This window comes from Leptospira perolatii (assembly GCF_002811875.1).
In the GTDB taxonomy this organism is placed as follows: domain Bacteria; phylum Spirochaetota; class Leptospiria; order Leptospirales; family Leptospiraceae; genus Leptospira_B; species Leptospira_B perolatii.
On record NZ_NPDZ01000002.1, the window covers coordinates 172,895 to 196,340 of the forward strand.

General features: G+C 43.6%; 18 protein-coding genes. 10 read left to right on the forward strand and 8 right to left on the reverse strand.

Annotated features, from left to right (window positions below; genetic code table 11):
* Nucleotides 1-71: 71 nt before the first annotated feature.
* The 5 genes from CH373_RS04700 to CH373_RS04720 all read right to left on the reverse strand — a co-directional run bounded on the left by CH373_RS04700 (nt 72) and on the right by CH373_RS04720 (nt 8,801).
* On the reverse strand, nt 72-1,646 hold the full coding sequence (locus tag CH373_RS04700) for an FAD-dependent thymidylate synthase (protein WP_100715277.1): 1,575 nt from the start codon (nt 1,644-1,646) through the stop codon (nt 72-74).
* Nucleotides 1,647-1,861: 215 nt separating this feature from the next.
* Nucleotides 1,862-5,170 carry an efflux RND transporter permease subunit gene (locus CH373_RS04705; RefSeq protein ID WP_100715275.1) on the reverse strand — a complete coding sequence of 1,103 codons (3,309 nt, stop codon included), beginning with the start codon at nt 5,168-5,170 and terminating at the stop codon, nt 1,862-1,864.
* Nucleotides 5,171-5,236: 66 nt separating this feature from the next.
* On the reverse strand, nt 5,237-5,974 hold the full coding sequence (locus CH373_RS04710; RefSeq protein WP_100715274.1) for a class I SAM-dependent methyltransferase: 738 nt from the start codon (nt 5,972-5,974) through the stop codon (nt 5,237-5,239).
* Nucleotides 5,975-5,997: 23 nt separating this feature from the next.
* Complete coding sequence (locus CH373_RS04715) at nt 5,998-7,296, reverse strand: adenylate/guanylate cyclase domain-containing protein (RefSeq protein ID WP_100715272.1); 1,299 nt, start codon at nt 7,294-7,296, stop codon at nt 5,998-6,000.
* A gap of 38 nt (nt 7,297-7,334) precedes the next feature.
* Nucleotides 7,335-8,801, reverse strand: coding sequence for an MptA/MptB family glycosyltransferase (locus CH373_RS04720; RefSeq protein ID WP_100715271.1), 1,467 nt, complete (start codon nt 8,799-8,801; stop codon nt 7,335-7,337).
* A 91-nt stretch (nt 8,802-8,892) separates the two neighbouring features.
* Between CH373_RS04720 and CH373_RS04725 the strand changes: the two genes are divergently transcribed.
* The 10 genes from CH373_RS04725 (at nt 8,893) to CH373_RS04765 (ending at nt 19,650) form a co-directional block, all read left to right on the forward strand.
* Entirely contained in the window at nt 8,893-9,402 is a 510-nt protein-coding gene (locus tag CH373_RS04725; RefSeq protein ID WP_100715269.1) for a DUF4395 domain-containing protein, read from the forward strand.
* A gap of 129 nt (nt 9,403-9,531) precedes the next feature.
* Entirely contained in the window at nt 9,532-9,873 is a 342-nt protein-coding gene (locus tag CH373_RS04730) for an arsenosugar biosynthesis-associated peroxidase-like protein (RefSeq protein WP_100715268.1), read from the forward strand.
* 24 nt (nt 9,874-9,897) lie between these two features.
* Nucleotides 9,898-10,947 (forward strand): arsenosugar biosynthesis radical SAM (seleno)protein ArsS, encoded by a 1,050-nt coding sequence (arsS, locus tag CH373_RS04735; protein ID WP_100715267.1) that lies wholly within the window; start codon nt 9,898-9,900, stop codon nt 10,945-10,947.
* A gap of 174 nt (nt 10,948-11,121) precedes the next feature.
* Nucleotides 11,122-11,181 carry a potassium-transporting ATPase subunit F gene (locus tag CH373_RS18920; protein WP_423789818.1) on the forward strand — a complete coding sequence of 20 codons (60 nt, stop codon included), beginning with the start codon at nt 11,122-11,124 and terminating at the stop codon, nt 11,179-11,181.
* Nucleotides 11,182-11,191: 10 nt separating this feature from the next.
* Nucleotides 11,192-12,886, forward strand: coding sequence for a potassium-transporting ATPase subunit KdpA (kdpA, locus tag CH373_RS04740; protein WP_100715265.1), 1,695 nt, complete (start codon nt 11,192-11,194; stop codon nt 12,884-12,886).
* A gap of 13 nt (nt 12,887-12,899) precedes the next feature.
* Nucleotides 12,900-14,990 (forward strand): potassium-transporting ATPase subunit KdpB, encoded by a 2,091-nt coding sequence (gene kdpB, locus CH373_RS04745; RefSeq protein ID WP_100715264.1) that lies wholly within the window; start codon nt 12,900-12,902, stop codon nt 14,988-14,990.
* On the forward strand, nt 14,987-15,565 hold the full coding sequence (gene kdpC / locus CH373_RS04750; RefSeq protein WP_100715263.1) for a K(+)-transporting ATPase subunit C: 579 nt from the start codon (nt 14,987-14,989) through the stop codon (nt 15,563-15,565). The genes kdpB and kdpC overlap by 4 nt, the downstream gene beginning before the upstream one ends.
* Nucleotides 15,543-18,227 (forward strand): sensor histidine kinase, encoded by a 2,685-nt coding sequence (locus tag CH373_RS04755; RefSeq protein ID WP_100715262.1) that lies wholly within the window; start codon nt 15,543-15,545, stop codon nt 18,225-18,227. Before kdpC ends, CH373_RS04755 begins: the two co-directional genes overlap by 23 nt.
* Entirely contained in the window at nt 18,224-18,910 is a 687-nt protein-coding gene (locus CH373_RS04760) for a response regulator (protein WP_100715260.1), read from the forward strand. Before CH373_RS04755 ends, CH373_RS04760 begins: the two co-directional genes overlap by 4 nt.
* A 293-nt stretch (nt 18,911-19,203) precedes the next feature.
* A complete protein-coding gene (locus tag CH373_RS04765; protein WP_100715259.1) occupies nt 19,204-19,650 on the forward strand; it encodes a tetratricopeptide repeat protein in 447 nt (148 codons plus the stop codon).
* Here the strand turns inward: CH373_RS04765 and CH373_RS04770 are convergent.
* The 3 genes from CH373_RS04770 to CH373_RS04780 form a co-directional block, all read right to left on the reverse strand.
* Nucleotides 19,647-21,860, reverse strand: coding sequence for a cation:proton antiporter (locus CH373_RS04770; protein WP_100715257.1), 2,214 nt, complete (start codon nt 21,858-21,860; stop codon nt 19,647-19,649). The two genes, CH373_RS04765 and CH373_RS04770, sit on opposite strands and share 4 nt — an antisense overlap.
* Nucleotides 21,861-21,948: 88 nt before the next feature.
* Nucleotides 21,949-22,818 (reverse strand): penicillin-binding transpeptidase domain-containing protein, encoded by an 870-nt coding sequence (locus CH373_RS04775; RefSeq protein ID WP_100715256.1) that lies wholly within the window; start codon nt 22,816-22,818, stop codon nt 21,949-21,951.
* Nucleotides 22,815-23,336 (reverse strand): hypothetical protein, encoded by a 522-nt coding sequence (locus CH373_RS04780; RefSeq protein WP_243393260.1) that lies wholly within the window; start codon nt 23,334-23,336, stop codon nt 22,815-22,817. Before CH373_RS04780 ends, CH373_RS04775 begins: the two co-directional genes overlap by 4 nt.
* Between the last annotated feature and the right edge of the window lie 110 nt (nt 23,337-23,446).

Genomic DNA, 23,446 nt, shown 5'->3' on the forward strand with positions numbered 1-23,446 from the left:
CGCAAGTCTTCTCTTTTTCGGTTTGCCCTACCTAGTGTAGGGCTTCTAGGGATTATTTCCTTTTTGGGGCCTTATAAAGTTCTATCGTAGTCAGTAAGTTCCCGTTTCCATACCTGGGTTCCACAGTAGTGATCTCCCTCTGGGCAGTACGGTTTTACGTCACCTTGCAATCGAATCCAGCAAGGAGCTTTGATCCATTTCGCGATTTCGGGATGAACCTTGGATAGATCCAAGAGTTCGTTGATCGATGCTTGAAAGATTTCTTCTTGTGCGTTGTAGCAAGTTCTGGCTCTCCATTTGTGGTGCAGATTCAGTAGATCTCCACCCTCGTAAAAACGAATCGGAAAAGCATTTGGAAGTAGATAGGTCGCGTACTCCGATTTTCCTCCGGCTTCTAAAAACGCATTGAGTTTTTTGAATATTCCATCCATTTTTGTTCTGTAGGTCTCTTCCAGCTGAGCATACTTGGAGACCACTTTCGGGACGATGTAATCCGGCATCCCTGCATACTGCGAAAGTAACACCGGTCTGGATCCGGGAACCATTCTATGTCTTTGGTCTTGGCTATCTGCTGTATGAGAGATTCTCTTTTTGAAAGAATAATGCACATTGAACATGGCTCTCGAGATCGGACTCAAGGTCGTTTCGTTCAGAGTGGAGGTAAGATGTTTGTTTTTGCTTGGATCGAGAACCAATCGGATCGCATCCTCTTCCTTTAGGCTTTGTTTACTAATTCCTAATATAGCCCGGACAGAGGAGGCCAAAATCTCAGGAGCATTTGCGGAATAGGAAACTAATTTTGAATAGCGTCCATCCAAATCCTCGTCAAATTCTCTCACAAAGGTCTTCGCGGATTCCGGTTGATATTCTTCGGATGCATTTCCATAAAATTCCGTAAAGAAGCGGTATTCTGCTGTGTCTTCCAACGGAATCGGGTCGTCCATTTCGTTCACGTAAAGTGGATCGGATTCTTTCACTTTTTCTATCATCAAATCGATGACTTTTTTTTGTTCTTCGGGAACGTTAAACGAATTCATCAATCTGTGATATCGATGCAGAGTAAGTCCGTTGACGGAATGGTACAAATAAGTGTAGGTCCCGAGTGGAAGCAGATATCTCGCTACTTCCAAACATTTTTTCTTAATAGGTGCCTGCCACTTTTCCGGATAGCTCGCCCTAGCTTTGTAGACTAAGAAATATTCGTCTTGTATAAAGTGGTGTAGGAGCTCCACGAATTCAAAGTAGGCATTGGATGCGTAGTCGATGGCTTCTAAGTAGAGTTCCTTCAATCTTCCGCTCAAGCTTGCGGGAACGTAGTAATTTTCCTTTTTTACTTCAACGTATCTTTGGCTGACCTGTTCCGAATTATAATAAGGATGAGAATGCAAGAAAGACCAAACGAACTGCCTAGAAACTTTATCTAAAGTGAATATAAAATGAGGATGTTGTCTGGTGGTAAGATGTCCGGCTTTTTTTGTGGACTTCGCTACTTTGTCTCTGATCTCTAGAGACTTCTCGGAACTCACCATATCGGAGGGGAGTAAGATTCCCTTGGAGGAATAGCAGGTCCTTGCGGATGCAATGGATAGATTGAATGGATCCTTAGTGGAATCCAGAAGTTGCACGATTGGGTCTTGGTTTTCCATAAACTAAAATTTCTTGGTTAGGCTGCACAGACTGAAGTGAATGCCTCTCGTGAAAACTTTTTTTCTGACATAATAGAAAGTTATGTCTCTTATCAAGGGATTTTGTGAAGGCGCGAAGTTCCGACATGATTCTCCGTTTGTCCAATAGAACTCTGCCAAATTGGCGCATGAATTTAGTACTACCATCAGCTCTAAGGAAACCAAGCTTCCTTCGATTACTTTTTTCGAGTGGAGGAACTCTTTTTCCTAGAGGCTTTTTTGCCGTCCTTAGAAGGTGTAACCCCTGGTTGGTCTTCCTTCCATTCTTCCGAATTCCAATCGCTGGTCCAAGGAGCTTCTTCCTCTTCAAAAAGGGGGTCAAAGCTTCGAGCGTCATGCAGCTCTGCCTCCAACTGTTTTTTCTTCTCTATCTTACGCTTCTCCCTTTCTTCGTAGATGTTCAGAAGATATTCCATAATGATTGGGAGTAGGCCACGAGATAGAATGGTAGCGATTACTACTCCAAAGATTACCACTGTCGCGAGGGGCCTTTGCACTTCCGCTCCGGCTTGTGTAGAGAGCGCCATCGGAAGGAAGCCGATCGCTGCAATCAACTCGGTGGTCATAACCGGACGGAGAGAATGAATTCCAGCTGTGATGACCGCCTTCGAAATCGAAAGTCCTTTTAGTAATTCTTCTTTTAATGTAGAAGCATAAACGACGCCGTTTAATACTGAGATGCCGCTCACCGCGATAAATCCAACTCCCGCAGGAATGCTCAATGGAAGTCCCCTCAGGAATAATCCAATAATTCCTCCGGAGACGGCTAACGGAACCACTACGAACACTCCGATCGCGTAATATATATTTCCGAAGGCGGCGATTAACATGAAGAAGATGATTCCTAATGCAATCGGTACGACGATTAACAGACGATTCTTTGCTCTGGTAAAGTTTTCGAACTGTCCGCCCCAATCCGTTCTGTAGCCGTCAGGCAGAGAAGTTTCTAACTCTGCTGTGACTTTTTGCGCTTCGGTTACAAAGCCTACTAGGTCCCTGCCTCGAACGTTCATCTCTACCATGATTCTTCTTTTTAATCCTTCACGATAGATCGCTGCCGGGCCTTCCACTAATTCTATACTTGCGACCTGTCCTAGTGGAATCGTAGCCCCGCTAGAAGTCATCACAGGTATGTTTTCTACCTGTTCCAGATCGGACACATCCAATTGCAATCGAACTACCAAATCGAATCGTTTGAATCCTTCGAATACTTTACCAGCATTCCTTCCGATACGGAGAGACTCTACTGTGGTAAGAATTTCTCCGGCTTCTACTCCGTAGCGAGACATCTTTTGTCTGTCCGCTTTGATTTCTACCAATGGTAAGCCTAAGACTCTTTGCACCCTTAGGTCCGCTGCACCTGGAACAGATTTTACTTTTTCCGCAAATTTAGAGGCCGTATCTTTTAGAGTCTGTAAGTCATCCCCGTAAATTTTGATCACCACGTCCGCCTTGGATCCGGAAAGCAATGCGTTCACTCTGTTTTCGATCGGTTGACCTAAAGCGATTGTGGTGGCTGGAACAGATTTCAAGATTTCGGATTTCATCGTGTCCATGAGTTCTTCTCTGGAGTCGGCGCTTTCCCATTCGCTGATCGGCTTTAGCTTTACCATCTGCTCGCCTTCTTCGGTTCCGATGGGCTCTGCTGCAGACTCTCCTCGACCCATTTTGCTGACTACGCTTACTACTTCTGGGAATTTTTTGAGAGTGTTTTCTATTTCGATGTTCGTATCTCTAGAGTAATTAATCGATGCAGAGGGAAGTCGCTTAATATCGATCGCAAATTCTCCTTCGTCGATTCTAGGTAAGAATTCCGAACCCATCGTAGAGCCCAAAAGAAGGGAGACTATGAACAAACCTACTCCGGAGCGAACCAGAAACATTTTGTTCCTCATTGCTAAGATTAAAAGAGTCTTATACTTCTCCGTGATGATATCCCAGTATTTGCTATGGTGAAACACCGGATTTCTAAATAGTATGGTTGCTGCTGCCGGAAAAGTTGTGAGTGAAAATAACAGGGACATTCCGAGCGCGAGAGCAACAGTCATTGCCATTGGCTGGAACATTTTACCTTCTACACCTTCGAGGGTCATGAGAGGAAGATAAACCAACAGAATAATGCCGACAGAAAACGTGGCCGCCCTCGCGACTCGAATACAAGCTTCGGTGACGATTTCCTCCGAAGCTAGGGCTCTAGATTCCTGGGTATTTTGTAATTCGTAGAATGATTTTCTTAAAATGAATCCGTGCAGAATGGATTCCAACATTACGATGGTTCCATCGACTAGTAACCCGAAGTCTAAAGCTCCCAGGGACATTAAATTTCCTACGATCCCGAACATTCGCATAAAGATCGTAGCTGCTAACATCGGTATCGGAATTGCGAGACTGACTAGCAATGCGCCTTTTACGGTTCCTAGGGCTAAGATCAATACTACCACTACGAGCAACGCAGCTTCCGCCAAGTTGATAAAGATCGTACGAAGTGTCCTTCCGATGAATTCCGATCGATCGTAGAATGTGACCAAGCTCATCCCTTCCGGAAGCTTTTCTCTTTCGAGCTCTATCTTCTCTTTGACTCTCTTTACTACTTGTAGAGAGTTCTGACCCATCAACATCATTGTTGTGGCCCCGACAACTTCTCCTTTGCCGTCCTTTGTAATCAGACCGAATCTAAGTGCTGGTCCTGTTTCTACCTTTGCGATTTGTCCTAGGAGCAGCGGAACTCCGTCTTTTTCTGTTTTGACGGCCACGTTCCTGATTTCTTCTATCGTCTTGAATTGGCTTTCTCCTCGGATTACGATTTGTTCCGAACCTTTTGCGATATAGCCACCACCTGTGTTTTGGTTGGCAGTCTCCAGGCTCAGACAAAGTTCAGATAACGTAATATTGTGAACTGCTAATCTTTGTGGATCGATTTTGATCTGGTACTGTTTGGCTTCTCCGCCTATGATGTTTACGTCGATCACTCCTTCGACTGATTTGATTTCCCTCGCGAGTTCCCATTCCATATAGGTTCTGAGTTCCTCGGGAGTGTGTCTGTCCGAAGTTAAAAAGAATTCGTAGATATCGCCCAAGCCAGTGGCGATCGGAGATAATTCCGGAGATCCGTAGCCCTTCGGAATCGCTTTTTCTGCGGTTCTGAGTCTTTCGTTGATGAGCTGTCTCGCAAAGTATATGTCGGTTCCATCTTTAAAAATTACGGTGACGCTACTGACTCCGGTTCTGGAAATCGAACGTATTTCTGTAACGTGAGGAACTCCGGTGATTTCCATTTCGATCGGAAATGTGATGAATTGTTCTACCTCTATCGGAGAAAGTCCGGGTGACTGGGTGACGATGGATACTTGCACATTCGTGACGTCCGGAATTGCGTCAATGGATAGTCGAATCGTATTGTATAGCCCAACGATTGTGATCGCTCCGGTCAGAACTAAAACCAGAACCCTATTTTTTATGGAAAATCGTATGAGTTTATCAATCATTTGTACAACGGATCAACGGGATACGAACAGAATCCTTTTTTTAAGGAAGCTGTCTATAGGTTTTTGTTAAACGATCTGACCCTTTTCAAAACACAGGATTTGCATTCCGTTCCTTTCTTTTTGGTGGAGTAATGCGAATCCTCTTTTGCTGATGGATTCTATCATTCTATCCAAGGGCAGAACGATCTTGTGGTAGGTGCTCATCTGATAATTCCAAGAGCCTCCGTTCCATTCGTGAAATATGTCCGTGACCTCCACAATTCCAGTGGCGAATGTAAGTAAGCAGCTGAATATTTTTTCTCTTTCGGAGCGAACTACAAAGCCTATTTTGTCTCCATCTTTTCCAGAGCTCAGATCTCGGTAGCCCAGTACCAGTTTTGCTCCATCCATCAGAAAGGAAGCCCAAGTAGAAAGCAGATCTCCCACTTCCATCTGAGACTCTAAATGCGTGAGAGTATCTCCCATGCAAATCAGTAACTCTGGGCTTTCTCCCGTGTACAAGGTCGGATCCCGAATATCCGCCACTTTGGTTTGGATCTGATCCGTCTTGCTTCTGCTTTTGAGTTCGTTTAATAAATTTTCGCTGAAATCTATTGCTAAAACCTTGAAACCTAGTTTTGCAAGAGGTAAGCTTTGCACTCCGTTTCCGGATCCCAGGTCCCAAGCATATCCGTTCTTTTGCGGAGAAAAACCCCAGCTTTCAAATAACTCCAATTCTTCCTTTTCCTTTTCTGGAAGATCGCCTAACATCCAAGCGTACTTTTCTGATAGAAAATTCTCGTAATGTTGTTTTGGCGAGATCATGGAGGTACCTTCTTATTTTGAATCTATTCCACTTTGTAGATTCTCACCGACTCCTCTCTGCCTTTGACATTCACCGGTGGAAGTTCATGTGCAGACAAGAAATCCTTGGAGTCGTTATACACGGATTCGGTGACCAGTAATACCGTGCCGAATTCCTTGTTGAGTTGTTCTACTCTAGAGGCAAGGTTGACAGTATCTCCGATTATCGTATATTCTTTTCTTTCTGTAGAACCTACGTTACCTGTCATTGCTTCTCCTGCGTGTAAACCGATTCCAATTTTGGTTTCTGGAATTTTCTTGGAATGATTGAGATCCTCTATTTTGCGTAAGATTTCTAGGGAAGCGTTCACTGCATTCTGGACATCCTTACCGGAATCAGAAAGAGGTGCCCCGAAAACTGCCATGAAACCGTCTCCTAAAAACTTATTGATGATCCCGTTATTTCGATTCACGATCTCGATTAAATCTTGGAAAAGAGTGTTCAAGTAATCGATTACTTCTGTAGGACTTCTTTTCTCCGAAAATTGTGTAAAGTTCCGAATATCTAAGAACATTACGCAAACATGTTTGTTTTCGGCAAGCATTCCACTCTTTTGGTTCATGAGTCTGTCTACGACTGCGGGGGAAACGTATTGTCCAAACATTCCGACTACTTCGTTTCGTTCCTCCACAAGGTGAACTGATTCCTTAATACTGTTTCTAAGTCGGTGTCCCACTAACCCAGCAATTACTCCCGTCAGAATGTATGTGGTCGTCCTCATTACCAAGGGCAAATAAGAATAAAGGAACAGAAAGTTCGAATCAGGAGTAGACCTGGCGATCGAGTAGAGACCCAGCGCAAAAAATTCCGCCCCGGCAATGAATCCAGTAAACAAGGAGAGTCCGAATTCCATTCGAAGTACCGAAAGGAGAATGAATATAAAAAAGAGATTTGGGAGAGGAGAATGGATCGATAGAATCGGATTTGTGTACTTATGAACAAAAACTAATATTACAAGCCCGGGGAGAGAAGTTTCTATCAGTGCATTTGCGAATCTGGCAAACAGAGGCAAAGGCTTTTTTCTTTTTTTGAGATAGCCCTGCACTTTAAGAACGATTCCTTCGTAAGCGATCCCGAACCCTAAGACAGAGATCAAAAGTAGAAACGGAAAATCGAAGCCTATGCCAGCTTTGAATCTCTCTTCAAAGAAGAGATAGAGTATCACCCAGTTCAGGAACCCTAAGGTAAATACTGCAAATAAAATCTTGGACCTCAATCCTTCGCTCTTGAGTATTTCTGCTTCTATATTTTGTTGAAACGTTGCCTCTCTGTTTGTGACCATTGTGCCTTCTACTTATGAACAATGTAGTGATTAGGAAACTAAACAGAAGGTTCGTCAAAGATTTTCTGGATTTTTTGATTTTTCCTTTTTACATCCCAAAAAAATGCGATAGCTACCAAACCAAATTCTAGCAGCATTATGATATAACTGTCCTTATACGGCACATTTCCGTACGTGCTATACGAAAGTATCCAAACGCTCGCAGCAACGATCGGCCAGAAAAATCCGGTAAAAACAGAAATCGCGAGTAAAGGAAGCAGATACCAGGAATGGATCGTAGTCGAAAAGCAGTAGTAAATTCCGAGGCATAGGATCCAAAACTTTGCCGTTCTAGGAATGATTTCTTGACCGTTTTCGGTTTCTAGCCTTGCTTCCTTCCAGGAGGAAATCAGGATGAACACACCGGATAAAATCGCTAAGTGGATTCCTGCCTGATAGAAATTCAGTCCGAATTGCTGTAGGATCCATTTCCAAAGATAATACATGAGTCCGTGGAATTCGAAGAGGCGAAAATACACTCCGATTCCACTCTTCCATTGTGCTTTCAGCAACTCTAGGAAGTTAGAAAAAAAGGAATCCGAGGAGATCCAAAAAAAGAACAAGAAACTGCAGACGAATACAAAGGTCGCGGAGATCAAGGGTACGAGTACAACTTTCCTAGAGATTTGCTCTTTGCTGATTCCAGTAATCTTTCGGAAAAATAAGAAGGGAAGAAACAAGAGAGGAACTAGTTTTGTAAGAATCGCAGCAAGAAAACTGAGGCTCGCTAAGAATATTTTTTTTCGGCGATAGGATTCTAAGGAGAAGATTAGAAAAAAAACCAGGATAGGTTCCGCGTGCCCGTTTCCGATTCCTTCCCAAAGTACCAAAGGATGTAACCAATAGAGTAAAAACAGTTTCGGTTTTGCAATTGAGCGTGAATTGGCGAAGAGATAAAGTACGCCCAACTCGAATAGAAATAGAATGGTTTTCCAAAGGATAATACCAACGGAAACACTCTGGAACTTTAACATTCCGATAGAGGAAACTGCAAAAAGAATCTGAAGAATCGGAGGATACACAGAGTGAAAGCCTTTCGAATTCATCTTTTGTAATAATTCATTTTTGATTTGAGGGGAAAGTTCGGAAATCAGAGAGGGTTCCAAGTTTTCAGGTGCAGAAGAGAAGGGAGAGATTCCTTCGTAAAAGAGGGTTCCGTCCCAGAGGAATCGGTAAACGTCTTCTGAAAGAAAAACCGGATAAAAAATCAGAACTGCTCTGATTACAATTCCAAAGAGAATTCCCAGTCTTTCCGAGCCTCCTGATTTTAGAGAAACAAGGTAAATGGAAAATCCGGACAGGCTAAGTCCGAAGGCTAAAAATAGAACTAAGGTATTCGACCTTTCCGAATACAGCGGAAAGATTAAAAGTGGTAATGCCCAAAGTAATAGAGAAAATACTGGAGAAATTTTGGCTAGAATCCTTTTCGTCGCCTTTTGCAAAGATATAATAAAATCTTGAACCATTTCAGAACAAACCGATTGAGTATTTTTTAGTATATTGTAAAATCCAGTCTAAATTAGAGAAAGCTCCGAGCTTTCCCCCGGAGGGGTTCAGATGATTCGAATCGGAAAATACCCGGACGCGGTAAATGAATACGGAGCAAGAATCGTAGCCGGTCTGGTCGCTGTTCTTACCCTTTTAACTCTCTGGACCGAGTCAGTTTGGCTTTCGGGCGGGTTGGCGTACGGATTTTTAGCGCGAGTGTTGTACGGTCCGAAATTTTCCCCGTTTGGCTTATTTGCCTCCCATGTTATCATTCCATTTATCGGGGTAAAAAGCAGAACCGTAGCAGGTCCGCCGAAAAGATTCGCCCAGTTTGTAGGATTGATCTTCAGTCTAGCAGGATTCATATTCTTGTTTTTAGGACAAATTCTTCCCTTTCAAATCCTACTTTCCGTTCTACTTTTGTTTTCTGTTTTAGAGAGTACAATTGGATTTTGCGCGGGATGCTATGTGTTTGCTTTATTGATGGGATGGGGTTTGGTTCCTCAGGAAGTATGCGATCGATGCCATAAACTTTCCTTTCCTCCGAAGCCGAACGGAGTTACCATAAACAAACACTGAGCATTTAATACTTTTCTAAATTCCTAGGAAGATTTACAAAGAAAGAAGTCCTCTTTCTGCCCGATCGTATTCTGAGCAATTTTCATGAGCGCGAGCCTGACTGAGGAAAATGCCTCGGAGATAGAATCTATGGGAGACCATTCTAGTTATTACCATCCGGAAGATCTCAAAAAGTTCGGAAATATCAGCGAGTTTCAGCCAGATCTAGCCAAGAAATTTTTCGACTATTATGGTGCCGTTTTTGCAGAAGGAGCTCTTACCGCGAGGGAGAAGTGTTTGATCGCGCTCGCAGTTGCTCATACGGTTCAGTGCCCCTATTGCATAGACGCGTATTCTACGGAAAGCCTAGAAAAAGGCGCTACAGAAGAACAGATGATGGAAGCAGTACATGTCGCCGCGGCGATTCGAGGCGGTTCTAGTTTGGTCCACGGAGTCCAAATGATGAATAAAGTAAAAGAACTTGGAATGTAAATCGAACTATTTTAGAATTTTCTTATGAAATCATTATTGAATAGAGGAAGTATACTTTCGGATGCAAAGGAACAAATTCATATTCTTTCCGACCTGAGCTCCAAAAAAGGATTCCCTTTGTTTCAGGATATTATTAGGAAAAACGGCGGAGAGGAACTTTTAAGAATTCCGAATGGGGTCGAAATTCTGCAAGTCAATCTAGGAAAGCAATGCAATCAGACATGCAAACATTGCCACGTAGACGCAGGTCCAGATCGAAAAGAGGTTATGGATCAAAAAACAATGGAGGATTGCCTCATTGCATTAGGTGATTCGAATATAAAAATTTTGGATATTACGGGAGGAGCTCCCGAAATGAATCCAAATTTTCGCTGGTTTGTAGAGAGGGCAGGGGCGCTGGGCAAAAAAATCATGGTGAGGTGTAACCTTACCATTCTGCTCGCTGGAGAAAAATATAAGGATTTGCCAGAATTTTTTGCGAAGAATCGGGTAGAGGTCGTTTCTAGTCTTCCTTTTTTTCAAAAGCGCAGGACCGATGCGCAACGAGGAGAGGGGGTATTTGATAAATCGACTGTTGCATTAAAGAAATTGAATGCAGTCGGTTATGGACAATCTGGCTCAGGTTTGATTCTGAATCTGGTTTATAATCCGGGAGGAGCTTTTTTGCCGGGGGAACAATCTTCTCTAGAAAGCCAGTTTAAGAAAGAACTATTCTCTGCTCATGGGATCACGTTTAACTCTCTATTCACTATTACGAATATGCCGATTAGTAGGTTTTTGGAATACTTACTAGAAAGCGGGAATTTGGAAGAATATATGGAAAGACTCGTATCTTCCTTTAATCTCGGGGCAGTAAAAGGACTCATGTGTAGAAATACTTTGAGCGTAGGCTGGGACGGCGCACTCTATGACTGTGATTTCAACCAAATGCTGGATTTGCAAATAGAAGGAGCTCCTTCCAGAATCGAAGAATTTACCCCAGACTCATTCAAATCAAAGAGTATTCGGTTGGGTCAGCACTGTTTCGGCTGCACAGCGGGCAGTGGGTCCTCCTGCGGAGGGGCTCTGGCCTAAACGGAGAGCTAATCTTTACAGAATCTTTACGCGATCCGATTGAATTCTTACGCTTCCTTCCATTGACATAAATCTTAAATAAAGCTACTCTTTTGGCGCGATCATTCAGGTTCAGTTTGGGAGACTGCCTGAATTGTCAAAGGAGCTCACTTGTATTTTACATTTCTGATATCGTTGGTATTCGTTCTGTCTGTGTACCTAGTGTATTCCATATTTCGAGCGGAAAAAGTATAAGGAATAGAGAATGAACGGAAATGACGCAGTATTTTTCTTTTTGTTTTTTGCAGCTTTGTTGGTTTTATCCCCGAGTTTAGGAAATTATATCGCGAGGGTTTTGGACGGAGAATTTCCCAAATTCTTTAAGCCGGTCGTAGTGATTGAGTCCTTCTTTTATAAAATCACATTTGTAGATCCAGAACGTTCTCAAAGCCCCAAAGAGTATGCAATCGATCTGCTGTTTCTCACGGTGATCAGTCTTACAGTATGTACTCTAGGATTACATTATCAGGATATTCTATTTTGGAATCCGGAGAATAAGCCCGGAGTTCCTTGGGACTTGGCCTGGAACACTGCAGTAAGTTTTACTACCAATACGAATTGGCAGGCTTATTCCGGAGAGGTTTCGCTTTCTTATGGCAGTCAAATGTTATTGCTCTGCGTACAAAATTTTATTAGCGCCGGTGTTGGGATCGCAGTCTTGGCGGTTCTGGTAAGAGGGATACAGCCGCAGCCCAAAGGAAGTATAGGAATTGGAAACTTTTATACTGACCTTACCAGATCGATCCTCTATATTCTTCTCCCTCTCTCAATTCTTTACGGTCTTTTATTGGTTTCTCAAGGAGTCATTATGGATTTCGGCCGATCGGTTTCCTTTACGAGCCTCGATGGCCAGGAAGGAAAAATTCCTCTGGGCCCAGCGGCCTCTCAGATCGCGATCAAGCAGCTCGGGACCAACGGTGGAGGATTCTTCGGTGTCAATTCTGCTCATCCGTTTGAAAATCCGACTCCTTTTTCAAACTGGTTGGAATCTTTGGCGATTCTTTTGATTCCGGCTGCATTACCTTTTTCTTATGCACGATGGATGAAGTCATGGAAGGCGGGAGCTTCACTTTTTGGGGCAATGCTGATTCTTTTGTTCCTTAGTCTCTTTGTTTCTCTTTGGTCGGAGCTGAACATTTTTTCACCGATTGGAGGTGAAAATTGGGAAGGGAAGGAAGTACGATTTGGAATCGCGCAAAGTGTACTTTGGGAAAATATTACGACTGCGGCATCAAACGGGTCGGTTAACTCCATGCACGACAGCTACTCACCGTTAGCTGGTGGTGCAGCGCTCTGGAATATATTATTAGGAGAGATCGTTTTTGGCGGAGTAGGCGTTGGTTTAGTCGGAATGCTATTTTATGTAATCCTAACCGTATTCCTGGCTGGTCTGATGGTAGGAAGGACTCCCGAATACTTCGGTAAGAAAATAGAATCCAGGGAGGTAAAACTAACGTTAGTCGGAGTCCTGACTGCCGGAATCACAATATTGATTTTTATTGCATTCGCGGTAGTGAATGATTACGGGCTTTCTTCCAGGACGAACTTTGGCCCCCACGGTTTGAGCGAAATTTTATATGGATTTGCCTCTGCCTCCGGAAACAACGGTTCGGCATTTGCCGGTTTGAATGCAAATACTACATTCTATAATTTGGCTCTTTCCTTTTGCATGCTCGTGGGTAGATTCGCGGTTATCTTACCTGCGCTTGGGCTTTCTGGCGCCTTGATCGAAAAAAAGGTAGCGCCAGCGGGTGAAGGAACTTTTTCCACGAATGGCCCCTTGTTCATTCTACTTTTGATTTCTGTGATCTTTCTAGTGGGTGCTCTCACTTTTTTACCAGCGCTATTGTTAGGTCCAGGCGCAGAGCATCTCTTGATTGGGAAAGGAAAAACGTTTTAAGGTTTATAATATTATGAAAAATCAATCTACTTCGTTCTTTGGAGACAAGAAGATTTTTGCAGCAGCAATCAGGAACTCGTTTTTGAAATTGGACCCTAGGTCGCAATGGCGAAATCCTGTTATGTTTCTGGTTTACATCGGAGCGATTCTTACGACTGGAGAAATTTTTATCCTAAAAGAAGGAGCTCGCTTTGCCCTGCATATCTCCATTTGGTTGTGGAGCACCGTATTATTCGCGAATTTTGCAGAGGCCCTTGCAGAAGGTAGGGGAAAGGCAAGGGCAGAGTCTTTACGAAAAACTAGGAGAGAGTCGATCGCCAGAAAATTAGAAGGAAATGCCGAGGTGAAAATACCGGGCTCTCACTTGAAATCTGGAGATCTGGTAGTCTGCGAATCAGGGGAAATGATTCCGGGTGACGGGGAGGTTGTAGATGGAATTGCCTCAGTAGATGAATCTGCAATTACAGGAGAATCCGCACCAGTGATTCGAGAATCAGGAGGCGACAGATGTGCGGTTACTGCTGGAACAAAAGTACTGAGTGATAGAATCGTAATAAAAATTACGGCAGACCCCGGTAAGACTTTTATAGATAAAATGATTTCACTGGTAGAAGGAGCTTCCAGACAAAAAACTCCTAACGAGATCGCGCTTTCAATTTTGCTTTCTGCACTTTCTCTCGTGTTTTTGATCGCAGTAAGTTCTTTAGTTCCAATCGTAATTTACAGCCAGAAAGAAGGAGGAGGAGACACTGGACTCGCTAGTTCGATTCCTGCTTTGGTTGGACTCTTGGTGTGTTTGATTCCGACAACGATAGGAGGACTTTTGTCCGCTATCGGAATCAGCGGAATGGATAGACTGATACGCAGAAATGTGATCGCAAAGTCGGGGAGGGCCATTGAAGCAGCCGGAGACATAGATGTACTTTTGTTGGATAAGACCGGAACCATTACCTTAGGAAACAGAATGGCAAGCGGCTTTCTTCCTGCACCAGGTATAACTGAAGAGAGACTCGCCGACGCGGCTCAGCTTGCTTCTCTATCGGATGAAACTCCAGAAGGAAGATCTATTGTCGTTTTGGCTAAGGAGAAATTTGGAATCAGGGGGCGCAACTTACAAGAGTTAGATGGCACATTTGTTCCGTTTACGGCGAAGACCAAGATGAGCGGTGTGGATTTTGCAAGCAGTTCCACTAAAAAAAGTAGACAGGGAATCAGAAAAGGTGCTTCCGATGCAATCAAGAATTACGTGCAAAGTATGGGAGGAGAGTTCCCACTAGAAATCGTACGAATCGTTGAAGAAATTGCACAAAGCGGAGGAACTCCTCTCGTGGTAGCAGAAGGAAGAGAAATTCTCGGAGTAATACATTTAAAGGATATTGTCAAAGGAGGAATTCGGGAGAGATTTGCGAGATTACGAACCATGGGGATTCGTACCGTGATGATTACCGGCGACAATCCTCTCACTGCTGCAGCTATTGCAGCGGAGGCAGGAGTCGATGATTTTATCGCAGAAGCGACTCCTGAAACAAAGCTCAAGAGAATCAGGGAAGAGCAAGCTTCCGGAAAGCTAGTTGCAATGATCGGAGACGGAACCAACGATGCTCCAGCTTTAGCGCAGGCTGATGTGGGAGTCGCGATGAATACTGGAACCCAAACTGCAAGAGAAGCAGGGAATATGGTGGATCTAGATAGTAATCCGACTAAGCTGATAGAGATCGTAGAAATCGGTAAGCAGCTTTTAATGACCAGAGGTTCACTGACTACCTTTAGTATTGCAAACGATGTATCTAAATATTTTGTAATACTCCCGGCAATGTTCGCTAGCTTGTACCCGATAGAAGGGGTCGGAGCATTATCTTCTTTGAATTTTTTGGGATTTTCTAGTCCAGAATCTGCAGTGTTAAGCGCAGTCATATTCAATGCTTTGATTCTAGTGTTTTTGGTTCCACTTGCACTCAAAGGAGTAGCATATAAACCTTTGGGGGCAGATTCAGTATTAGCCCGAAATCTGTTTGTCTATGGATTAGGTGGTTTGGTGCTACCATTCTTCGGTATCAAGGCGATCGATCTTTTGTTAAGTATTTCTTCCGGCTGGTTTGTATGATACGTTCCTTACTCCAATTTACTTTATGGTCTGTTCTTTGCGGGCTCATTTTCCCGTTTTTGATCTGGGGAAGCGCGAAAACTTTCTTTGGTAAGGAAGCGAAAGGTTCTTTGATTTCTATCGATCAGAAAATCATCGGTTCAGAATTGCTCGCACAAAAGTTCAGCTCAAAGGGATTCTTTCTACCTAGACCCTCTGTTTCGAACTATGATCCATCTGCGGGCGGCGCAAGTAACTTAGGACCTACTAGCGAACTTCTGCGAAAAACGGTCGAGGAAAGAAAGGCCTATTGGATCCAAAAAGGCGGATCGGCACAAGTGCCTCCGGAACTACTCTACGCTTCCGCGAGTGGTCTGGATCCTCATCTGAGTTTGGAAGCGATTGCGTATCAGATTCCGATCGTAGTAAAAGAGCGGGGTTTAAATCAGGAAGAAATGAAAAAGCTAGAAACTTTGATTTCAGAGTTTGCGGAAAACCCGCAGTTGGGTGTATTCGGTTCTCCTAAAGTGAATGTACTTAAACTCAACTTAGCCTTGGACCAACTTAAGCCAAATGGGACGAGAACAGGAAAATAGACCAGATCCGGATGAATTGCTCTCTCGGATCCAGTCCGAGGAAGAGAATTCCAAAAAAGGAAAACTGAAGATCTTTTTTGGAATGGCCCCAGGCGTAGGAAAAACCTACGAGATGCTGAAAGACGCCCAAAGGATAAAATCGGAGGGAAAGGATCTCGTTATCGGATATCTGGAAGGTCACGATCGAAAAGAAACCTTGTTGCAAGCCGAGGGTTTGGAGGTAGTCCCTCGGCAGAAAATTCGTTATAAAGAAATCGAAATGGAAGAGATGGACCTGGACGCGGTCATTGCCAGAAAACCAGAGGTGGTTTTAATTGACGAGCTCGCGCATACGAATGTTCCCGGTTCCAGACATCTAAAGAGATACCAAGACGTCTTGGAAATTTTGGACCAAGGAATTGATGTCTATTCCACTCTAAATGTGCAGCATTTGGAAAGCAGGGCAAAGATTGTAGAAGAAATGATTGGTGCGCCCGTTTCTGAAAGAATTCCGGATTCTATATTAGAAATAGCTGATGAAGTAGAATTGATAGATTTCATTCCGGAAGATCTTGTCAAAAGATTAAAAGAAGGAAGGATCTATAAGTTAGAAAAAGTTCCTCAGGCTTTGTCTTCTTTTTTTAGAATTCCCCATTTGACTGCGCTTCGAGAAATTTCTCTGAACTACACTTCCAAGCTAGTAGATAGGGAATTGTCTAGGCTCGAACCTAATAAAGATTCTAAGCTCTCGGAAAAAATACTAGTCGCAGTCAGCCCTTCTCCCCATTCCGCGGATCTGATTCGAGAAGCAAAGAAAATTGCATTCGGGTGGAAATGCACTTGGGTGGCACTTTACGTCGACGACGGTAGGCGATTATCGAACGAAGAAAGAAAAGGACTGCATTCCTATCTGCAATTGGCAAGAGAGTTGGGCGCGGAAATTCTCACATTGCCGGAAAGAGATCCGGTCGTTGGAATTCTAAGAGCAGCTCAGAGAACGAAAGCCACTCATGTCGTAATAGGAAAAACTTCCAAAACGAAGTTCTCCTGGATATTGGAAGGTGGAAGCGTAGCCGATCGGCTCTCTAAGGGATCTGAAGATTTTCAACTCATCATTGCATCTACAAAGTCTCCGGAAGACAAAAGAAAAACGATCGGTCCGTTTTGGTCCGTCGCAAGATCTAGTCCTTTGCAATACTTTTTATCGCTTGTGGCTTTGTTAGGAGTTACAGCTTTAAATTTACTTTTGGCTCCATTTACCGGTTATTGGTCCATCGGATTATTATATTTATTTTATGTAATGGGATGTGCTCTCTTTGCCGGAAGAGGTCCAGTTCTAGTTTCCTCTGCTATATCTGCACTACTCTGGAATTTTCTTTTTATCCCGCCTCGCTTTACGTTCCGCATCGCTAAGTTGGAAGACTGGCTGATGTTTGTTACGTATTTTATTTTGGCCTTAGTCCTCGGTATCCTGACCACCAGGTTGCGATCTAGGGAAGAGGCGTTGCGCTCCGGAGAGGAAACCTTATCCGCGTTATACGATCTGTCTTTGGCACTATCTAGAACCCAAACCGAAGACGGAATCGCAGCTGTGGCAGTAGCGGCAGTGGAGAAGAAATTTAAATCTGGAACAATGATTGTACTTACTGATTCTGAGGGAAGGTTGCAGCTAACACCTCATAAACGGAGTCAGTTTTTGCCTGACCAACGAGAGTTCGCATTGGCTGCTTGGACTTTCCAAAACAGAAAACCTTCAGGTAGATCCACGGACACAGTTCCATCGTCCAGAGGTTTGTATCTGCCCTTACTTTCTCCGGGAGGCTGTTTCGGCGTACTTGGTCTGGATAGAGAAGGAAAAGAACCTTTGTTAGTCGGTGAAGATGCTCAATTGAATTCGATGCTGAACCAAATCGCGCTATCTCTAGAAAGGTCGCAACTTTTAGGACTGATGGAATCCGCTAAGGTGATCGAAGAGTCCGAAAAATTACACAGCGCTTTGTTCAATTCGATCAGCCATGAATTCCGGACTCCACTTACCGTGATTCGCGCTTCTTTGGATTTATTAGAAAAAAGTGAATCAAAAACGGAGAAAGAAGCCGGAAACACTAAACTAAATCTTGTCGGAGAAATCCGTTCAGCCTATAGAAAACTCGAGCGTCTCGTAAACAACTTATTAGATATGTCTAGGTTGGAATCCGGAAGATTGAAATTGGATCTACAGTGGGAAGATCCGGGTGAAATCGTAATGAATGCGATCAAAGAGTACGAAGTAGAATGGGGAGAACATCCGATCAAGACATCCATCGACGAAAATTTACCTTTGGTCCGACTGGACAATAGATTGATGCAGCAAGTTCTGATTCATTTGATCCAAAACGCATGCATGCATACTCCGGATGGAACTCAGATTACTATAAGAGCAAGTGTCCCAATCGATCACTTATTGTTGACGGTAGAAGACGACGGCCCCGGTATTCCGGTTGGACAAGAGGAAAAAATATTCGAGAAGTTCAGCAAAGCTTCACAGTTAAGTCACGGAACAGGCTTGGGATTGTCGATATGTCGTGGATTGGTAGAAGCACAAGGCGGAACAATTTCAGGACAAAATAAACCTGAGGGAGGAGCTAGGTTTACGATTCGAATTCCGGTGATCACCTTTCCTCCGTTAAATGAGGTAGAATGAGTTCTCCAGTTTTGCTCGTAATAGACGACGAAGTGCAAATACGCAGACTTCTGAGGATGGCTTGCGAGGAAGAAGGTTATAAAGTAGAAGAGGCTGCTTCCGTAAAAGAGGCCTTGTCGAAAGTTTATGTAGTTCGCCCGGATTTAATACTTCTTGATTTGGGTCTGCCCGACATACCGGGAGAAGATTTTTTAACACAGATTCGAAAGGCAGGCCTAAAAGTACCGGTCATTGTGTTAACTGTTTTGGAGAAAGAGCAGGACAAGGTCAGACTTCTGGATGCAGGAGCTGACGACTACATCATCAAGCCCTTCGGCATCCAAGAACTGCTGGCCAGATTTAGAGTGCACCTTAGACATTCTTCTCCGGAAAAAATAAATTCCGAAGTAAAAATCGGAACTCTGACCATTGACTTTGCCCAGAGAACGATCAAGAAAAACGGTAAAGAGGTTCGATTTACACCGACTGAATATTCCTTTTTGAAGCTGTTGGCCACGTATCCCGGAAAAATCGTCACACAATCGCAGATATTAAAAGAACTATGGGGGCCCAATCAAACTGGGGATACTGCATACTTGAGAGTGTATGTGAATCAGATTCGGAAGAAGATAGAAGACGATCCTACTCATCCTGAATTATTGATTACCGAACCAGGGGTAGGATACTTTCTAAAGGATTCTTAATAAGCGATTAAATTACATATTTATCAATAAATTGTTTCTGTTTAGTCCAAATTGACGATTGTGAATAGGATAAATCCTAAATATTCGGACAAGAGTTCTCATTTATTATGCGAAGTGAGGTGGAATTATATTTTATGGAAAGGGTTCAAGTTTAAAGTAGATGAAGTTGAGGTTCTTAGGCTCCAATTCCTTCAGGTAAGATCGAATATTTTCGTAGTTCGAAGAACTTATTTGATTTTTCAAAAGTTAGAGAGTAGAGTCAAGAGATCGCGTCTGAAAATCGGTCTCTGAGTATGAAGCTGGTTCTTCTTCCAATTTTATTCCTCGGTATCTCCTTTGGATTACAAGCAGATCCTTCGTTGGAGGCGATACATCATGCCTTTGCAAAACGTTCCGTCTTTTCGGAACGCGACCAAGCGGTTCATTACGGAGTTCTCGGAAACATATATCAAAAAAGTGGAAACTATTTGGAAGCAATTGCTCAGTATGACAAGTCTCTACATATCAAGATAAGAATAGGTGAGAAATATACGAAAAGCTTTGCTTTGATTTTGCACTTGAAATCAATTTCCTTAGAAAGGTTAGGTAGATTCTGCGACGCATTTCATTCGATTCATGAAGCGATTCGAATTTATCAAGCGATTGAAGATTGGCAATCAGCTACTCTGGCAGAACAAGAAATGGTACATATGGGTGGTTGCGTTCCCGCCGATTCGCTCGGAAGCAGTTCTGTCCATTAAATTAAAGATCGGTTCTTACGAATTCTGAGGAGTAATAATCCGGCTCCATCTGAAAGTTCCCAGTTTCGGAGTTCGGGTTCTTCTTCCCAGGCATCCAAATCGCACAAGATCAAATCAGCCTCTCCGAGTACGGAAGGATCTCCTCCCCTTAAAATGGGAATTTTTTCTTTTTTGAGAAGGGTACGATCCTTTTCCGGAAGTTGCGGAACGATGCCAGAAGGATCCCACAACGAAACTATAGAATTGTAGTTCTTTGCAATATTACAGGCCAAAGGAAGGATGCTCGAGTCCTTCTCTGAGAAAATGGCAACGGTAAGTTGACCGAGCTTTCCGAGTTTTTCCGAAACTAAAATTCCGGCGTCTCCGTTGGATTCGCTTAACAAAGTTCTGATTTTTCCACCGAGAACGTCGTCGCTAAACAAAGATCTTGCTCCACCCATTAGAAAAATTTTATATTCCCTTGATTGGAGCGTTTTCAAGATGTCCTTGGTTACGTTGTCGGAAGGTTTATATAAGGTTTTAAGTTTGATTCCGAGTTCCCGGGAAAGCTTATGCAAAGGCTCAAAACTGGACTTTTCGTACCTTTGGGCCATTTTTCCGGAGATGGTAGAATCCGGGCTTAGGTGAAGCGCGGTTACTTCTTTTAATTTCGAGCTATGAGGGAATAATCCAAAGGCCAACCGCAATAAATCGATTCCTCGAGAATTTAGCGCGAACGCTAACAAAATTTCTTCCGCGTTCCGTATTTGCTTTTGGCTCGGAATGCTGAAGGCTTTTTCTATTCCATCCAAGAGGGGCCCAGTCATAAAGGTAGTGACTAGGGCCATTAATACCATCATCGAGAATACTTCCGCTGAGAGAATCCCGTAATCGAATCCTATATTCAGAACGATCAACTCCATCAGTCCTCTCGTATTCATGAGTGCCCCTAACGAGAGAGACTCTTTCCAATCGCGGCCGGCTAACCTCGCGGCGATCGCGCTTCCCGCAAATTTTCCTGTGACTGCAACCCCAAGAACCGCGGCAAAATCTAGCCAGAGATTCCCTTGGAATAGTAAGCCCATTTGAGTGCGGATCCCAGTGAGTGCAAAGAATAACGGTAGAAAGATCGTAAGGCTCACATCTTCTACTTTTTCGGCCAATAGCGTCCGAAGCTTTGGTTTTTCCGGCATCACTACTCCGGCCAAGAACGCGCCGAATAACGCGTGTATACCGATTGCTTCCGTGATCCAGGCAGATGCAAGTGGGAACAATAGAAAGAAAGTGACCGCCGTTTTTGTGAGAGCTTCTCTGTTGGTGAATATGTTTCCTGCTCTTTTCATCCAAGGTCGGACGATGAATAACATAATTAGAATATAACTAATTGCTAATAGTATCGTAAAGATACCAGGAACAAAACCTCCAGCCTGTACTAACGCGATTACGCAAGCTAGTAGACACCAAGCTGTGACGTCGTCCGTAGCGGCACATGTGAGTGCGATTCCTCCCATCTTGGTTTTGGTGAGGCCTCTTTCTTGAACAATTCTAGCCAGAACAGGAAATGCGGTGATGCTCATCCCGATTCCTAGGAAAAGTGAAAACGATAAAAAACTGATTCCGGGAGGTGCGAGGTTAGGATAAAGAGACAACGCGAGCCATGCTCCCAGTATAAAAGGCAAGAGGATACTTGCGTGCGAGATCAAGATCGCGGAATCTGCTTGGTTTCTGAGTATCTTTAGGTCGAGTTCCATTCCGACCACGAACATGAAGAAAACCAATCCAATTTGGCTCAGCAACTGGAGGTTTCCCATAGAAGATTTGGGAAAAACAAAAGCGTATGCTTCCGGTTGTAGACTGCCGAAGAGAGAAGGTCCGAGTAAAATCCCCGCGATGATTTCTCCTATCACCGATGGCTGTCCTATGAAGACCGCAAATCTTCCCGCAATTCTTGCCACGATCATTACTAAACCGATTTGCATCAAAAGCAAAGGTAGCGGATCTCTGAGACCTTTTAATAAGCGAAGTAACGCCTTGACCCATTCTCCAAGGATTTGGTCATCAGTGAGTAGGGATGCAGCGGGTGTCCCTGGAGTGGAATTCGTGCTTCCTGTTGCCGTCGGGTTGACGCTGGCCTTTTGGAATTCCAGAGAATCGCCGTACTCTAACACCGTAAATAATGCTGCAAAGAAAACAGCTAAGAGAGCCAGATAAAGCAGAAGGTTTCGTTTCATCGTGGAAGCGCGCTCTCCATGTTGGAACATAAGTCCGGCGGAGAAAAGACAAATTTATTTTGGAAAGAATTCTTTGTTTTTGATTCGGCTACTGCTTGATCAATTTTGACCATAGGCTGGATCGAAGCAAATAATCTGCTCCGAATTTGGCAGAGTCCAAAGGAGATAGGGTTTCCGTCTCGCTATCCGTACGGGTCAAAAACAAAATCGACCTATCCTTGTATTGGCCAAAGAACCAAAACCAAGAGATGCTTTTTCCCCCGGCGAATGCGGTTCCGGAATCCGAAAAATACTTAGTTGGATTTCCCCAGTTTCCTTCTACTCGATGAATCCCGCTTGGTAGTCTAACTTCTCCTGGATTTCTTTCTAAACCATCCAGCACAAAGTCCAGATTTTTCCTTCTAACCCCTAGCTCCTCTCTGAAAGCCTTTGCTAGAAATTTGAAAAAGTCCTCCGCACTGACTGAATATCCGCCATCCACCCAAAATAACCTCGTAGAATCTTTAGGAAGTTCTGAAGGCAGACCAGTATTTGCAAGCCAAGCTTTTACTTTGGTCGGACCTGCATCCGACCATACTTTTTGAAAGTACCAAACTGCAGATGTTTCCAGAGCACTGCGTAAGTTCTGATCTTTTTGCCAGCGAATATAAGGATATTGAGTTCTATCCCAGCGTAATGCGAAATAGGGATCTTTTAGGCTTCCGATTTCTAATGCTGAAAGTGCAAGGATGGATTGGAATAGATAAGTCGGAGAAGTTTTCGTCAGACAAACTTCTTGGTTCATCCGAACCAAAAAACCTTTTTCCATTTCTGCAAGAAGTAGGCAGGTGTTCCTTCCAGGAGTCTCTAACTGGACTACTTCTAGATTCGGTGAATCCACAAAAGGGGGGAGCGTTCTGAAATGAGAACAAGATGCGAAAGAAAGCGCCAACACAAAAGAAAGGTAGCGAGCTTTCACCACTCTTCTCCGGGGTAGAACGTAAAGAAGACTAAAGTTGCGCCTACGATGGCGTAAAACCAAATGTACCAGAATCCTACGGCTCTCCAATTCTTTTTGGTGTTCTCTTGGAGTAAGGCAACTAGAGAGTCTCGGTCCGCCTCATACAACTCAGTAGCATCGTTCCAGCCATATAGATTTTTAGAAAGCCGACGATACACAGCTTCCCTGTGGATTTGGATCGAATTCCAAGCAAGTTCTCGTTCTTCTTCATTGGAAGATAAAAGTCTTAAAAATATTTTCGGTACTAAGTAGTATCTGTTGATGAGCAAGCTGGAAATTCGAGTAAACAAACCAAAGTAGAACATGTTCGCCATTCTAGGTGCTTCCCATTTGAAGCCGAATACAAATAAAAAGCTGAGTAAATATGCGCCGTATCCGATAATCAAGCCCGCCCATTCCCAACGTTTGTTCGCAATGATCTCTCTCTCGAATTCTTTGTACAAATCCTCCATCCGGAGTTCTGAATGATTTTTCATCTTTGTTAGCACGCTTGTTTTTAGAGACGCCTTCGTTTTCAACTTACAGATTTTTTGAGGAACTCCTGCGCACAAGCAGTAAAGATCCATTCTTGATCTGTACTCTACCT

Coding starts and splice junctions, on each gene's coding strand:
- CH373_RS04705 (WP_100715275.1), bottom strand. CDS start 5,170: ATGATTGATAAACTCATACGATTTTCCATAAAAAATAGGGTTCTGGTT.
- CH373_RS04700 (WP_100715277.1), bottom strand. CDS start 1,646: ATGGAAAACCAAGACCCAATCGTGCAACTTCTGGATTCCACTAAGGAT.
- kdpC (WP_100715263.1), top strand. CDS start 14,987: ATGATACGTTCCTTACTCCAATTTACTTTATGGTCTGTTCTTTGCGGG.
- CH373_RS04725 (WP_100715269.1), top strand. CDS start 8,893: ATGATTCGAATCGGAAAATACCCGGACGCGGTAAATGAATACGGAGCA.
- CH373_RS04730 (WP_100715268.1), top strand. CDS start 9,532: ATGGGAGACCATTCTAGTTATTACCATCCGGAAGATCTCAAAAAGTTC.
- CH373_RS04770 (WP_100715257.1), bottom strand. CDS start 21,860: ATGAAACGAAACCTTCTGCTTTATCTGGCTCTCTTAGCTGTTTTCTTT.
- kdpB (WP_100715264.1), top strand. CDS start 12,900: ATGAAAAATCAATCTACTTCGTTCTTTGGAGACAAGAAGATTTTTGCA.
- CH373_RS04765 (WP_100715259.1), top strand. CDS start 19,204: ATGAAGCTGGTTCTTCTTCCAATTTTATTCCTCGGTATCTCCTTTGGA.
- CH373_RS04720 (WP_100715271.1), bottom strand. CDS start 8,801: ATGGTTCAAGATTTTATTATATCTTTGCAAAAGGCGACGAAAAGGATT.
- arsS (WP_100715267.1), top strand. CDS start 9,898: ATGAAATCATTATTGAATAGAGGAAGTATACTTTCGGATGCAAAGGAA.
- CH373_RS04780 (WP_243393260.1), bottom strand. CDS start 23,336: ATGAAAAATCATTCAGAACTCCGGATGGAGGATTTGTACAAAGAATTC.
- kdpA (WP_100715265.1), top strand. CDS start 11,192: ATGAACGGAAATGACGCAGTATTTTTCTTTTTGTTTTTTGCAGCTTTG.
- CH373_RS04715 (WP_100715272.1), bottom strand. CDS start 7,296: ATGGTCACAAACAGAGAGGCAACGTTTCAACAAAATATAGAAGCAGAA.
- CH373_RS04760 (WP_100715260.1), top strand. CDS start 18,224: ATGAGTTCTCCAGTTTTGCTCGTAATAGACGACGAAGTGCAAATACGC.
- CH373_RS04710 (WP_100715274.1), bottom strand. CDS start 5,974: ATGATCTCGCCAAAACAACATTACGAGAATTTTCTATCAGAAAAGTAC.
- CH373_RS04755 (WP_100715262.1), top strand. CDS start 15,543: ATGGGACGAGAACAGGAAAATAGACCAGATCCGGATGAATTGCTCTCT.